The sequence below is a fragment of the Aliivibrio wodanis genome (assembly GCF_052920805.1).
The window spans coordinates 1-13,925 of record NZ_JBREXA010000004.1 but is presented as its reverse complement, the minus strand read 5'-3'; the positions used below and the strand labels follow the sequence as shown (position 1 = coordinate 13,925).

The following is a 13,925-nucleotide window of genomic DNA, read 5'->3' as shown; positions in this document are numbered from 1 at the left end:
AATGCTCATTTTTCTATATTTACTTACTGTTTGTTGAGCATTTATACAAAAGGAAACTTATCTTTTTTTACCCTTAGCTACAATACAGGTTATCAACACAGTTACCCACAATTCAAAGTATTTAGTCAAATTCAAATTGATAAATAATATCTACAGCACTCTCTAAACTTGATATCACCTCTATATAGAAATTACTCATCATTCGATATCTTAAAGTAAACTCACCAACAGAGTTAAATATGCCAACACCATATTTAACTTGTAGACCAGGTGCAATATAACCACTTATTGTAACTTGTGATTCCTCACCGGAACCTGCAGTATCAAGCTGAAGATCTTGAACGCCAAACGCTTGCCCTATTTCTCCAACAATCTTACCGCTTTTAGCAATGCTTAAACCAATTAACGTTGTTGTCATAGCATTACCACCAGATTCAGCATCAATATCCTGCCCTCTCAATAAATAAGACAATGCATTAGCTTGTGGCATACTTGGTGAAGAAAATATTTCAACGGTTGGTGTATCTGCAGAGCCATTAACTCGTATTCCTGCAATAACATCGTCACGAGTATTTTCTGGATTTCGAATAGCCTCTATTGCTACATAAGGTTGATCAGCAGGACCATTAAATAAAATCTTACCTTTTTGTATTTGTAAGTCTTGGCCGAAAGAACGATAGGTTCCCTCCTTTATATTGACTTCACCATTAATGAAAGGAGCTTTATCCTTTTGCGTGATATTTAGCTTACCAATTAACCCTCCCTCTAAACCAAAAGCAGATAACAACACGTCATCACCAATGCTAATAATAATATCCGTCTCAACTCTCATTGGTAATGGGGTCGTTGTATCTATAGGCTTTAAATTATCAGTCAGAAGTACTTCATCAGAAGATACACCAATGGCACTTTCTGGAAGGTTTTTAACTACTATCCTTCCCCATGGAATACCTATAGAACCACTAATTTTAGCAAGGGTTGGAATTATTCTGATTTGTAAGTCGGGCTTTACTTTCAGTTTCACCATTGGTGGAACATTAACTGGTAACTCTTGCCCCGATACATCTAGACCGACCTTCCAATTATCTAAGTTAGACCATTCTCCTGTACCATCTATATTAAGCTCACCATCAGGAGTTGTAATCAATGACGTTAGTACTGCGTCATAACCTGAGAATTGAATATTTATATTACCTTGGTTAATATCAACCGGAGATACATCTCCTTTCATCTTTATATTATCTATAGTAATTGCCCCTAACATTTTAGGGTGCTCAATTGGGCCAGATATATTAATACGTGATTTGATTAACGCATCTAGTTCACTGTATTCACCCAATAATGGTTTAAGCATAGATAAAGACAATTGCTCTATCTCAGAGAACCCCGTTAAGGTCTTCTTACCTGTAAGTTGGTCAATATTCATTTCTCCCTTTAATTGACCATTATTGGTTAGCATTACAGCCCAATTAGAGGTTAATTGATCATTCTTCATCTCTGCATTTACAGTTATCTCATCCCAACCTACAGTGATGGTATCTTCCATTATCTGTTCTATTTTACCTTTTGGTAAGATAATAGAGGCTTTCACATGAGGCGATGAGTTTTCAAACCAGTCAGCAAAGACATCCACATTAATCTCACCGTATATTTGGGTTTCCTCAGGTAAAAAAGCTGCTAATTTCTGAAACTGGAACTGCTTAATACTTAAATCAACAGCTCCTTCTTTACCTGCTGTTAAGTCCTTATTAAGACAAACTGATGCTCCATCTTCTTGACTCCAACAATGCGCTTGAATAAATGCTTGTTGTGTTTGAATATTATAAGATAGCTCTGCTTGTTTATTTAACTTCCAAGGCCCTATGTCTGTAATAACATCGGCTTCACTAAGCTCTCCAATCCAACTTGTTGTTCGATCTAATGCACCTTTGAATACAAGATGAGAGTCAATAGTGTCTGTATCCAAGTCTATATGTAATTGGTGCTCTTTTTCTTCACCATAAAATTTGACTAACAGTTTATGTAATACTTGCTTTTGGTATTGTCCATTTAACAATTCAATCTTTAAATTGGCATCAATCTCAGGAATTGGACTTACATAACCTTTAATTGAAGCTTTCTCTAATTTAACTTCTTTTTGCCATTCAAGTCCTAGAGCATCCAGATTAAGATTAATTGTTGGTTCAGCAAACTTACCCTCTAACTCTACTCTTCCTGTTAGCTTTCCATACAAATTAGGAACAGAATCAGACAACTCAGGGAAATTAACATCTATATTGAGATCCCACTCTTTATCTAAGGCCCCAGATACTGCAATACCATTATTACCATGTTGCAGTGCTAGTTGAGGTATATTTAAATTAACCATTCCTGAGCCATTTACATCTTGAGCTTTTAACGCACCTTTTATATCCAATGGGTATTCTCTGAATATGCCATTAATATCAACCTTAGGAAACTCAACAATCCAGCCTCCCTGTTGAGTTAAATACCCCGTAGTTGATAATTCACCACTAACATTACCTTCAGCCTCACTCCATTGAAGTCCTGGCTGGATATTTTGTAGTCGTATATCTGCTTTCCAATCAACCAATGATGCCCAACTAGCTCCAGCGGTACCAGAAACAGTTCCTCCTAAGGTGTTTACTAGCAGTTTAGATAGCTCTATCTCTTCTAAACTACCTTTTCCTTTTAAGTCAATTTTTGTTGTTGGGATATCTACGCCTTCAACATTAGCTTTAGTTGAAAAGTGGTATCGATTTAAATCACCTTTCACATTCAATAATATAAGCTGAGTCGTTACCTCTTTTTTTCCTTGCAACGGCCAATAAAGTTTTCCTTTCGAAAGTTGAATATCAAAAGGAAGCTCTTTTTTTAATGGTTGAACATGAGCCTTTATATAAGCCTTTAAGCCACCACTCAATTGTAATGAGGCTTTTAAGTCTGCCACACTACCTGTAGCATTTAATTTTAAATTATGACCTTTTAATTCAGTTTTCTTTACCTTAAATAAAGCATCAATAAATAACGGATAATCATCGGTGAGTGTTATTTTTGTATCTAGATTGATATTCGCTTCAGGGATGTCTAAATAAAAATCAGTTACTCCAACGTCATACTCTTTTGCTGTTGCTGTAAAGTTCAACTGATTAATAATTACAGGGGTTTCTTGCTTTAACGTAAAATCACTCAGCGAAAATTTTTCAACGGAGATATTCAGAGGTATATAAATAGATGGAAGTTCAATTACAGAGGATGTTTGATTTGCATGAGGCTCTACCTTTTTTCCTTCTTTCTCAGATTGTGCTAATTCAACAGTGATCGTTTCCCATGATAATGGTGTCAGTGTCAAATCACTTTGATAAAGTCGAAGACCAGTGTTAAACGATTTCCAACGTACCTTATTCCCCAATATATTAATATCAAGATCATTAATATTGATACTGTCGATATTTATTGGAATAGGGATTGAAAGGAGTTTTTGTTCAACTGGTGCTTCTTTGGGTTTTTCTGTACTTTTGGGGATCTTAGGGAGGTCGAGTCTTAATCCATTAATAGTAATGTCATTAATGCATAATGATGGTTCTAATAAACATTTAGCAGTAAAAGAAAAATGCAATTTATTAGCATCTATTTTTAACAACTCATCATTTCTATAGTGGATACCAGATAAGGTAAATGCAGGAATTAAGCTGCCTTCTGCATTTTCAATCTGTAGTGCTGGGATGGCTTTTTCAACTCCCCACAAGGCTAATTTCAACCCTGAATTGGTAAAGACTAACGCTCCAATAAACAGCATAATCACGAGAATTGTTATTGGTAGGAAGAAAGCTAAACACAAACAGTGACGGCTAAATTTACTCTTCTTTACTTGTTGTATTTCTTGCAAAGCAATTTCTTTTTCTATGGAACTCATACTTCTGGACCCAATGTAAAATGGACTTTAAATTCGTCACCAGGATTCGCATCAAAGCCCCAAGCAAAATCAAGACGTACAGGCCCTACAGGTGAAGCCCATCGAACACCAATACCTGCTCCTCTTTTCCAATCAGGTGTAGAAATCCAAGAATCACCATAGTCAACAAAAGTCGCAATCCACCAATTACCCACAACTCTGTATTGATACTCTAAACTTGCAGTTGCCATGTATTGACCACCAGTCAAGAAACCACTTTCATCTTTAGGTGATATTTCTTCATAACCATAGCCACGAATACTGTTATCTCCCCCAGCAAAAAATCGTATTGAGGGCGGCAACTTATAAAAATTATCGGTGTACATTGCTCCCATATCACTTCGAGCAACACCTCGATGATTTTGTCCAAGACTCCGAACTATCGCTCCTTGTGCCTGTACCCTTAGTAATCTTGCATCAGAAGATAAGCTTTGATCTGTCGCTTCAATCGTAAAAGACTTTTTATCTCCCCACATAGGCATAGTGCCACCACGAGAACGGCTTTTGGCAAATGAAACACCAGGTAATACTAAAAAGGCAGTTCCATCTTGAATACCTTGAGTAAACTCTTCATAAAGAAAACGCGTATAAATTGTTCTATGCCAACCTGAGTCAAAAATCCAATGCCTTTCAAAGGCTAAATTAGACTCTAAACTATCAGTATTTCGGTTATCGATATTCTTTAAACCATACTTAACAATGTAATAATCGTTTAACACTTGCTTTAATGGAATTTTATAAGAGACTGTTGCTTCTTGTTCTGGTTTAGACACTTGCAGTGCAGTATCTAAACTATGGCCAGCATCGTTAAGCCACGGTTTTTTCCAGCGAACTTTACCTCGAACACCAACATCTGTTGCATAACCAAGACTTGTTTCTAATTGATTTCTTACTTGTGGAGAGAGGTGAACCGTCATAGGTAATAACTGGGTAGAACCGATAGCATCAAGATCTGGTTCAACATAAACAGAAGAAAACCACTCAGTATTCGATAAGGATTGATTTAAAAGCCCGACTTGACTTGCTAAATAAGGATCGCCTTTTTTAAAAGGAATGATAGCTCGAACTCTGACTTCTTCAATTTGGCTACCATTGATAGTTGTAACTCCAAAATGATAACGATTACCGCTATTATAATGTAAACGTATCATTGCTTGACGCCTACCAGGGGCTACCTCTAAACGGCTAGTGACAAACTCCCCATCGAAGTACCCTTTTCTCAAAGCTAAATTTTGCAAGGTCGCTTTTAAACTGGCGTATTTTCCATGGTCAATAACTTCACCTAGATTTAAACCTGATTTTTCAATCGCTGCTATAAAGTCAATATCTTTTTTAGCATCCCCTGTAACCACGATATCACTGAGATAAATATAAACAGGCTTACCCGGTTTTACTGTCATAATCAGTTCATTGTCATCAGCTTCTCCATCAATAGAAAAAGTGACGACTGGTTCGTAATAACCAAGGGCTTTTAAGGCATTAATAACATTTTCTTCAAGGCGAGATTGAAAGCGAAGAGAAGTCGAATAATCCTCTTCTGGAATGTTTGAGGTATAGGCTTCTACATTGCTCAATAAAGGTCCATCTAAACCCTCAATACTCAATTCCGTCTCAGCTAGCACATAAGGTGAAGCAATAAACAAGCAAGAGGTAATAAAAAGGGATAACTTCTTTGTCATATTAATAATTATTCTATTGATTCAATCATGCATTTTATGTAATTGTAATTTACTCGGTTTGTAGAGTAGCACAAGAGAAAAATCTTCCATATGATTCAGTTGAAGGATGCGACATGATCATGAATAAAACCAATATAATACCTTTACCTCCACATTTTGTCTCTCAAGTGAATATAGAAACCTGCCCTCAAAATCATGAAGTGATTTATTTAGGAATGGGATGTTTTTGGGGAGCTGAGCGCCTTTTCTGGCAGTTATCCGGAGTATACTCCACAGCGGTTGGCTACAGTGGCGGTACAACAATAGACCCTAAATATAAAGAAGTTTGTACAGGAACGACAGGACACGCTGAAGTCGTAAAAATTGTTTACAATCCTAAGGTTATATCTTTGGAAGCATTATTACACTCTTTTTGGCAACAGCACGATCCAACTCAAGGCATGCGTCAAGGTAATGATATAGGCACTCAATATAGATCGGTAATTTATACAAACTCAAATAAACAACAATTGATAGCTCAAAAGACACAACAACAATACCAAGAAGCTTTAAGTAAACAAGGCATCACTCGTTTGATTACCACCGACATTGTATCAGCACCACCTTTCTATTTTGCAGAAGAATACCATCAACAATATTTAGCAAAAAACCCTGATGGGTATTGTGGATTAGGAGGAACAGGGGTCTGTTTCATATAGCAAAGAGGTGCTCGTAATGAGCACCTCTTTCATTTAGGCTGGCATAATGGATAACTGACGAATATGTTGATTTACTTCACTCATCACTGATAGCATTCTTCTATTTTCTTGTTTTGGCATCAGTATTTTTCCACCATCAAACTCAAATGAACCTACACCTTCAATATATAAATTCCCTTTAAATAAAGTTTTTACGAAACGTGCCACCTGCAGTGGGCGATAAGCTTTAAAATTTCTAAACATAGCTCTTACCTCAATAATCCATAATAAGGTTTTCATTAGTAGTCCATCAAAACATCCTGCATATAAACAACAATGTCTTATCTAAAAACGACGCTCTCTGAAACATTTAAGTAACATTATAGAATGCAATACAACATACAGCAAGTTGGGTACTTAATTTTCTATTAAGAAAAAGTAAGAAACTTAACTTAATAATGATTCAGCTATAACTGGTCGAATCGCTTTTTCTTGGTCTCTGCACTACACTACAAACACTCATTTCCAAGGATAATAAAAATGAAAACAGTAAAACTACTCGCTCTTAGCACACTCCTGTTACCATCACTTTCTTTTGCTCACAATATTTCATTAAACCAAAATGTACCTTCAGTATCTGTTGAACAATACGGTGAAATTACTTATGCCAACGATTCTGCTGTATACCAAAATTGGAACAGTGAACAATTAAAAGGGAAAGTTCGAGTATTACAGGCCATTGCTGGTCGAAGTGGTGCTAAAGCAATGAACGCTGATCTTATGAGTGCTATTACCCTAGAAAAGTTCCCTGAATCAAAATATCAAACTACAACAATAATTAATCAAGACGATTCTATTTGGGGAACTGGTGGGTTTGTAAAATCTTCGGCTGAAGAAAGTAAAAAAGAATTTTCATGGTCATCGATGGTTCTTGATGAAAATGGCAAGGTAGCCACAGCTTGGGATCTTCAACCTGAAAGCTCTGCTATCATTGTTCAGGATAAAAAAGGGAATGTACTTTTTGTAAAAGAAGGCAAACTATCTTCTGACGAAATAGAACAAGTTATTAGCTTAATTCAGGCTCAGCTATAAATAAATGGCTTGCTTATAAATTGTTATATTATTACATTTACCACTCAAATTTCTTTAGGGTGGTACAATGCAATCGTACTTTTTTACTAAACAGCGTTGGTTAAATTGGAGTTTAGCAATTACTCTAGCGCTATTTAGTGTCTTGGTTGCTTATCACCAAATTGATTCCAACATACAGCATCATGAACACCACAACTGCCAATTATTTCATTCTATTGGCTCTGGCCTTGTTATTCATGTCAGCTCCCCCTCTATTATTCCTCAACCTATTATTCATTTTGAATTCTCTGCTGTAGAAAATAGCTCTCCGTTTTCGATTACCGTTCACTCTCGAGCACCTCCTTTTTCTATCGTCTAACATTAATAAATTACATCACATTTATAACTCTTAGATAATAGGAAGCACTCATGCTTATCTGTAATAAAAAAAATGCACTACGACTAATCATCTCTACTACATTATTTTCAGTACCACTAATGACTTATGCCGCTGATCATCATGGCGATCATGATGGACACGATCATTCTGATCATTCTGAACACTCAGAGCATCGCCAACACGACGCACACGTTCATGGTGTAGTTGAAACCAATATAGCTCAAGATGGCGAACATTTACTTTTTGAAATCACCGCTCCTGGCTCTGATGTTGTAGGGTTTGAACACACTCCTAAAAACAAAGAACAAGAACAGTTATTAGAGCAAGCTATTGCTAAACTAAAAACGCCAAATGCAATTTTCTCTCTACCAGAGTCTGCCAACTGTGAAATTTCGGATATACATGTTTCTCATAATATGAAAAGCGAAGACCACGATGACCATGACCATGACCATGACCATGACCATGACCATCATGATGATGATTCTCACCATGAAGAACATCAAGGTGAACATGGTGAATTTACTGCTCAATATGAATATCATTGCGAAACAATGTCGGAATTAAATCAAATAGAAACACAGTGGTTTAGTGTATTTTCTCACACGCAAAAAATGACAGTTCAGTATCTAGGTAACTCAGGACAGAAAGCAGCAACGTTAACCGCTAAAAAAGCAGTTCTAGCTCTATAATTTAGGTATGACGGTGGCAACGCCGTCATAATTTTTATGAATATTATTGAATTATCAAACCTCACTTTTTGCTGGCCAAATCAAACAGAGCGAACGCTTGATATTCCAAGTTATCTGCAACAACAAGGAACCAAGGTATTTATCAAAGGCCCAAGTGGCAGTGGTAAATCAACTCTACTTAGCCTCCTTACTGGGATCTTATCCCCTACCAAAGGAACGGTGAGTATTAATGGTACTGACATCAATCAATTGACCTCAAATCAACGAGACCGATTTAGAGCAGATAATATTGGTTATATTTTTCAGCAATTTAATTTACTGCCTTATCTTTCCGTTATTGATAATGTTATTTTGCCATACCAGTTCTCATCAAAAAAAGAACTCTCAAAACAAGATCTAATAAAAGAAGCTGAGCGTCTACTAAATCAACTTCAATTGCCAAGTTCTCACTTTAGTAAACCAATTACTGACTTAAGTATCGGTCAACAACAGCGAGTCGCAGCAGCAAGAGCATTCATTGGTAAACCTAAACTGATCATTGCTGACGAACCTACCTCAGCATTAGATCACGAAACTCGCTTTGCTTTTATTCAACTCTTAATGGAAGAATGTGAAAGCAGTGGCGCAGGATTACTTTTTGTTAGTCATGACCCAAGTTTGGAGTCTCTTTTTGATCGTTGTATTGATTTAAGAACATTAAATAATGCAGGAGATACGCTGTGATTGGTATTGCTCAATTAGCATGGAAAAGCCTAAGAAACCGAAAAACTACTGTCGTATTAACGGTATTAACTATCGCTATTTCTGTCATGCTATTAATGGGAGTTGAACGAATTAGAACACAAGCAAAGACAAGCTTTGCCAATACTATTTCTAATACCGACTTAATTGTTGGTGCCCGTTCAGGTCAGGTTAACCTACTGCTTTATTCTGTTTTTCGCATTGGTAATGCCACCAACAATATTGACTGGAAAAGCTATCAAGAGATCAGCAATCAAAAATCAGTAAAATGGTCAATTCCAATCTCTCTAGGTGATTCCCATAAAGGCTTTAGAGTCATGGGAACTAATCAAGATTATTTTCGTTTTTATCAATACGGAAAAAAACAACCATTAACCTTTAAAGAAGGTAAACCATTTTCACACTTATTTGATGTCGTACTCGGTGCCGATGTAGCAAATAAACTGAGCTACAAACTAGGTGATAAATTAGTTATCGCTCATGGAATTAGTGATAAGTCCTTTACTCGTCATGATAATTTACCCTTTACCGTTACTGGTATTTTAGCACCAACCGGAACCCCAGTAGATAAAACCTTGCATGTATCTTTAGGTGCAATCGAAGCGATACATGTTGGTTGGGAAAGTGGTGCTCATTTAGGAGGTACACCAGATGCGGAAATATTGGAACAACATCAATTTGAACCTCAAGCAATTACCGCGTTCATGCTAGGGCTTAACTCAAAAATTCAAACCTTTGCGCTACAACGATATATTAATGATTATAATAAAGAACCGCTAAGCGCCATTCTTCCTGGTATCGCATTGCATGAATTATGGGGAATGATGTCGATGGCAGAACAAGCTTTATTGGCCGTCTCTGTTTTTGTTGTTATTGCAGGCTTAATGGGAATGCTCACCAGCTTATTAACCAGCTTACAAGAAAGACGACGAGAAATGGCCATCCTAAGATCAATGGGAGCTCAACCGAAACACATTTTCGCACTACTTATTAGTGAAGCCGTCGTAATAACAACCTTTGGGATCATTATAGGCCTATTGGGTTTATATCTATCTCTATCTCTATTACAGCCCATAATTCAACAATATTATGGTATTGCCATTGAGCTTACATTACCAAGCTTATACGAATTAAAACTATTAGCGCTTATTCTATGCTCTGGTTTTATTATCGGGGTTATTCCAGCCATTCAAGCGTATCGACACTCATTGAGTGATGGTATGACAATTAGACTTTAAGGATAAACATGAAAAATAAATTCTTACTCTGCTTATTATTACTTTTGCCCTTCAGCGCTTTTAGTAATGAAGTATTAAAACTCGATTGGATTGATTTAGTTCCCGAGAAAGAAAGAAATCAATTTGATGCGGTAGGTATGCCACAGGTCAATCATAATGGTACGAAAATGCAACAATCTATTGTTGGCGGAGTTCGACAAGAATTGAATGGCAGCATGGTAAAAATTCCAGGTTTTGTTATTCCACTAGAAGGTGATGACCACATGATCACCGAGTTTTTGCTAGTGCCTTACTTTGGTGCTTGTATTCACGTTCCACCACCACCACCAAACCAAATCATCTATGTAAAGTTTGAAAAAGGTGCCCCAATACAGCAGCTATGGGATGTTATTTATATCGTAGGAAAGCTAAAAACAGAAACCATCAATAGTGAGCTTGCAGAAACTGGATATCTCATTGAAGGGGTTCGCTTAGAAGAATATGATGATGAATAATTAACATACTTAAATCACTGGTTTATTTTAAATAATTAAATATAATTAGATAAATAAACCAGTGTACTTGCATAAACTCCTACTAACGTAATACTGATAAGTACATTTTTAATATTTAAGCCTTTCATTACCTCTTCCCTAAGAAAACAATTAAACGATTTATTTTAACAAAAACTTATCATTTAAGCCCTGTCTTTTTCTAATTATTTCTTAATTCTTGTTTTAAGGTTAAAGTTTTTACTTTCTAATACCGATACTATAAAAGATTAGTTATACCAATATGTCTAATTAGATAATCTATTTATTACGTAGAAAAACCACGAAATTAGGTGCACTTATGGATACACAGCAAGGCATCATCATTGAAGATGACACTCATAAAAAAGAACATTATGTTGTGAGTAGCGTTCGGCGCCTAAAAGAAATCGCAGTTAAGCAAGGTTTAGGAGCAAAACTGCAAGCTCAAAAGCCTGAAGAAACTCTGTTAAAGCGCGCACTATACAGAGAAAAATTATTACGAGAGCAACAACAGCAAAATTTAGAACAGATCATCAAGTTTGCTCACGACTACTGTAAAGATGAAACCGCAGGTGACCCTGATCCAGATTGGCTTCATCGTTTCTTTGAAATGGCTAAAGACATCCACGATCCCTCAATGCAACGTCTATGGAGCCAAATTTTCAAACAAGAAGTAATCACCCCAGGCTCTACATCTATGAAAGCCTTAAAAGTATTAAAAGACATGACGCAACGCGAGGCGCAAACATTTCAACGCGCAGCATCACTGGCTTGTAGTTTTGGACAAGACAATAGTAAAAAATTATTGCTTGGTTATAAGTGCGCTGGGACCCTATTTAATCTATATAAAACAGAGGGCCCACAACTAGTACATTTAGGCAATTATAAACTCCCTTATTCAAGCTTACTGCTCTTAATAGATTTAGGCTTATTACTTGGAACAGAGCTAGAGTCAGGTGAAATAGAATTTGAACCCGCTTTGCCATTACAGTATCAAGGGAAAAGCCTAGCAATAAAACCTATGCAGAAAAGCTCTCGCCTTATCTATTATCGCTTTAGTCCAACAGGTGCAGAGCTATGTAAATTACTGGGGAATAAATCTAACGATAGTTATTATGACAACTTGATCAGTTTACTCAGTCAGAAATTTATTGTAGAAACTGATGCAAAAAAAAGTATTTCTATCACCGCATAAAAATACAAACGCCCAGAAAAATGACCTCCTGGGCGCTTATTATTACGAGCTTCAAAGCAATTTAAATTATCTCTCGATCTCTTAACTCACCTAAACACTGTTCAACTAACACATCAATAGATTCACTTCCGGCAGGTAAATCAATCTCAGGGTTTACCGGGGATTGGTATTCTGAATCAATTCCTGTGAAGTGTTTTATCTCTCCTGCTCGTGCTTTTTTATATAAGCCTTTAGGATCTCTTTTTTCACATTCATCTAGAGAAGTATTCACAAAGACTTCTAAAAACTCGCCTTCTGGTAATAACTCTCGCACCATTTGACGCTCTGCTCTATGAGGCGAAATAAATGCACTCAATACAATTAACCCTGCATCTGCCATCAACTTTGAAAGCTCTCCGATACGTCTGATATTTTCTTGCCTATCATGATCCGAAAAGCCTAAGTCCTGGCACAAACCGTGACGAACATTATCCCCATCTAATAGGTAAGTATGGTAACCAAGTTCAGCTAATTTAATCTCTAACGCCCCAGCGATAGTTGATTTTCCTGCGCCTGACAACCCAGTAAACCAAAGTACTGCTGACTTCTGTTTTTTCAATTTAGAGCGCGTTTCTTTAGTTACAGAATGCTGGTGCCAAACAATATTTTCATCTTTCACAACGTCTTTGACTGTCATGTTTCATCCTTGAATTAAAATGGGAAAAAATAAGGGATTAACGTAAGTACTAACACCGAATAAATAATCGACATCGGTAATCCCACTTTTACGTAATCAAGCAGCGTGTAGTTACCCACACTAAATACTAATAAATTGGTTTGATATCCATAAGGAGAAATAAAACTGGCACTGGCTCCAAATAATACCGCCATAATAAAAGGCATAGGATCAACCCCATAGCCTAACGCCATGCTGTAGCCAATAGGAAACGCCAAGGCTGCTGCCGCGTTATTAGTGATCAATTCTGTTAATACTAAAGTAATCAGATAAACGGCGATCAAGGCACCCATCACTCCCCAACCATTAAATAACTCCATAAACATATTACCAAGTTGTACAGATAAACCTGATGACAACATTAATTGAGCAATCGAAAGTGCCGCTCCAACGATAACGACAATATCAATAGGAAAACGTCGACGTAGCTCTCCAATATTAATCACGCCGAGCGCTAATAACGCTAAGAGATAAACCGACAAGCCTTTGATTATCGGAAATATATTCAGTAATTCCGCAGCAATAACACCAGCAAAACCCAATAAAACCAAGGCACTTTTATCACCATCCAATTTTGCTGCAGAGTCGAGTTCACTAATAATGACAAATTCACGTTTTAGCTGTTGCTTACTCTGTTCAAAATCTTTTCCTGGCACTAGAACTAACGTATCACCAGCCTGTAGTTCAATTTTTCCTAAACCTCCTTCAAGACGTTCATGACCTCGTCGAATAGCGACAACCACGGCATCAAAACGGTCTCTAAATTTAGAAGACTTAATACTTTTTCCACGAATAGACGCGGATTGACTCACGATGACTTCTATTAAATTTTGACCATTTAAATGATGCTGACCAAAAAGCGTTAAGCCATTAATTTCTTGTAGTGTAGTGACACTTTCAATATCACCACAAAACAGTAATCTATCACCCGCTAAGAGCACCATATCAGGGTCAACCGAAGAGATAGTTTTTCCCTCTCGAATGACTTCTGCTAAAAAAAGCTTACGCAATGCTCTTAAGTTATTTTCGCTAATCGACTTTCCTACTAAT

The 13,925-nt window shown here is 36.8% G+C and carries 13 protein-coding genes; 8 read left to right on the top strand and 5 right to left on the bottom strand.

From position 1 onward, the window contains the following. Window positions 1–121: 121 nt before the first annotated feature. Together tamB and tamA are read right to left on the bottom strand one after the other, a co-directional pair. The gene (gene tamB, locus ACU5DF_RS22800) at window positions 122–3,916 is read right to left on the bottom strand and encodes an autotransporter assembly complex protein TamB (RefSeq protein ID WP_446714009.1); all 3,795 of its coding nucleotides are present in this window, start codon (window positions 3,914–3,916) and stop codon (window positions 122–124) included. Beyond that, window positions 3,913–5,634: an autotransporter assembly complex protein TamA gene (tamA, locus tag ACU5DF_RS22795; RefSeq protein ID WP_446714008.1), complete on the bottom strand. Its 1,722-nt coding sequence runs from the start codon at window positions 5,632–5,634 to the stop codon at window positions 3,913–3,915. Before tamA ends, tamB begins: the two co-directional genes overlap by 4 nt. Window positions 5,635–5,747: 113 nt before the next feature. Between tamA and msrA the strand changes: the two genes are divergently transcribed. Continuing rightward, complete coding sequence (msrA, locus tag ACU5DF_RS22790; protein ID WP_446714007.1) at window positions 5,748–6,332, top strand: peptide-methionine (S)-S-oxide reductase MsrA; 585 nt, start codon at window positions 5,748–5,750, stop codon at window positions 6,330–6,332. 33 nt (window positions 6,333–6,365) lie between these two features. Here the strand turns inward: msrA and ACU5DF_RS22785 are convergent, their stop codons facing one another. Next, window positions 6,366–6,575, bottom strand: a complete 210-nt coding sequence (locus ACU5DF_RS22785) for a stringent response modulator YtfK (protein WP_045103363.1) — start codon at window positions 6,573–6,575, stop codon at window positions 6,366–6,368. Between the two features lie 276 nt (window positions 6,576–6,851). Between ACU5DF_RS22785 and ACU5DF_RS22780 the strand changes: the two genes are divergently transcribed. The 7 genes from ACU5DF_RS22780 (at window position 6,852) to ACU5DF_RS22750 (ending at window position 12,160) form a co-directional block, all read left to right on the top strand. Continuing rightward, a complete protein-coding gene (locus tag ACU5DF_RS22780) occupies window positions 6,852–7,403 on the top strand; it encodes a YtfJ family protein (RefSeq protein WP_446714006.1) in 552 nt (183 codons plus the stop codon). A gap of 67 nt (window positions 7,404–7,470) precedes the next feature. Beyond that, window positions 7,471–7,761, top strand: a complete 291-nt coding sequence (locus ACU5DF_RS22775) for a DUF2607 family protein (RefSeq protein ID WP_045102967.1) — start codon at window positions 7,471–7,473, stop codon at window positions 7,759–7,761. A gap of 50 nt (window positions 7,762–7,811) precedes the next feature. After that, window positions 7,812–8,474, top strand: coding sequence for a zinc uptake protein ZrgA (gene zrgA, locus ACU5DF_RS22770; RefSeq protein ID WP_446714005.1), 663 nt, complete (start codon window positions 7,812–7,814; stop codon window positions 8,472–8,474). Between the two features lie 36 nt (window positions 8,475–8,510). Continuing rightward, window positions 8,511–9,197 carry an ABC transporter ATP-binding protein gene (locus tag ACU5DF_RS22765; protein ID WP_446714310.1) on the top strand — a complete coding sequence of 229 codons (687 nt, stop codon included), beginning with the start codon at window positions 8,511–8,513 and terminating at the stop codon, window positions 9,195–9,197. Then, window positions 9,194–10,453 carry an ABC transporter permease gene (locus ACU5DF_RS22760; RefSeq protein ID WP_446714309.1) on the top strand — a complete coding sequence of 420 codons (1,260 nt, stop codon included), beginning with the start codon at window positions 9,194–9,196 and terminating at the stop codon, window positions 10,451–10,453. Before ACU5DF_RS22765 ends, ACU5DF_RS22760 begins: the two co-directional genes overlap by 4 nt. Before the next feature lie 8 nt (window positions 10,454–10,461). Beyond that, window positions 10,462–10,947 carry a DUF3299 domain-containing protein gene (locus tag ACU5DF_RS22755; protein ID WP_045102970.1) on the top strand — a complete coding sequence of 162 codons (486 nt, stop codon included), beginning with the start codon at window positions 10,462–10,464 and terminating at the stop codon, window positions 10,945–10,947. A 337-nt stretch (window positions 10,948–11,284) separates the two neighbouring features. Next, a complete protein-coding gene (locus ACU5DF_RS22750) occupies window positions 11,285–12,160 on the top strand; it encodes a TIGR03899 family protein (protein ID WP_045102971.1) in 876 nt (291 codons plus the stop codon). A 61-nt stretch (window positions 12,161–12,221) separates the two neighbouring features. Here ACU5DF_RS22750 and cysC read toward each other — a convergent pair whose 3' ends face one another. Next, a complete protein-coding gene (cysC, locus tag ACU5DF_RS22745; RefSeq protein ID WP_446714004.1) occupies window positions 12,222–12,836 on the bottom strand; it encodes an adenylyl-sulfate kinase in 615 nt (204 codons plus the stop codon). 14 nt (window positions 12,837–12,850) lie between these two features. After that, window positions 12,851–13,925: SLC13 family permease (locus tag ACU5DF_RS22740; RefSeq protein WP_446714308.1), on the bottom strand; the 1,075-nt coding region annotated here is incomplete at its 5' end.

Bases quoted from the DNA above. Each gene is read 5' to 3' on its own strand.
- tamA (WP_446714008.1), bottom strand. From the start codon at position 5,634: ATGACAAAGAAGTTATCCCTTTTTATTACCTCTTGCTTGTTTATTGCT.
- ACU5DF_RS22775 (WP_045102967.1), top strand. From the start codon at position 7,471: ATGCAATCGTACTTTTTTACTAAACAGCGTTGGTTAAATTGGAGTTTA.
- ACU5DF_RS22750 (WP_045102971.1), top strand. From the start codon at position 11,285: ATGGATACACAGCAAGGCATCATCATTGAAGATGACACTCATAAAAAA.
- ACU5DF_RS22765 (WP_446714310.1), top strand. From the start codon at position 8,511: ATGAATATTATTGAATTATCAAACCTCACTTTTTGCTGGCCAAATCAA.
- ACU5DF_RS22785 (WP_045103363.1), bottom strand. From the start codon at position 6,575: ATGTTTAGAAATTTTAAAGCTTATCGCCCACTGCAGGTGGCACGTTTC.
- tamB (WP_446714009.1), bottom strand. From the start codon at position 3,916: ATGAGTTCCATAGAAAAAGAAATTGCTTTGCAAGAAATACAACAAGTA.
- msrA (WP_446714007.1), top strand. From the start codon at position 5,748: ATGATCATGAATAAAACCAATATAATACCTTTACCTCCACATTTTGTC.
- cysC (WP_446714004.1), bottom strand. From the start codon at position 12,836: ATGACAGTCAAAGACGTTGTGAAAGATGAAAATATTGTTTGGCACCAG.
- ACU5DF_RS22755 (WP_045102970.1), top strand. From the start codon at position 10,462: ATGAAAAATAAATTCTTACTCTGCTTATTATTACTTTTGCCCTTCAGC.
- ACU5DF_RS22780 (WP_446714006.1), top strand. From the start codon at position 6,852: ATGAAAACAGTAAAACTACTCGCTCTTAGCACACTCCTGTTACCATCA.
- zrgA (WP_446714005.1), top strand. From the start codon at position 7,812: ATGCTTATCTGTAATAAAAAAAATGCACTACGACTAATCATCTCTACT.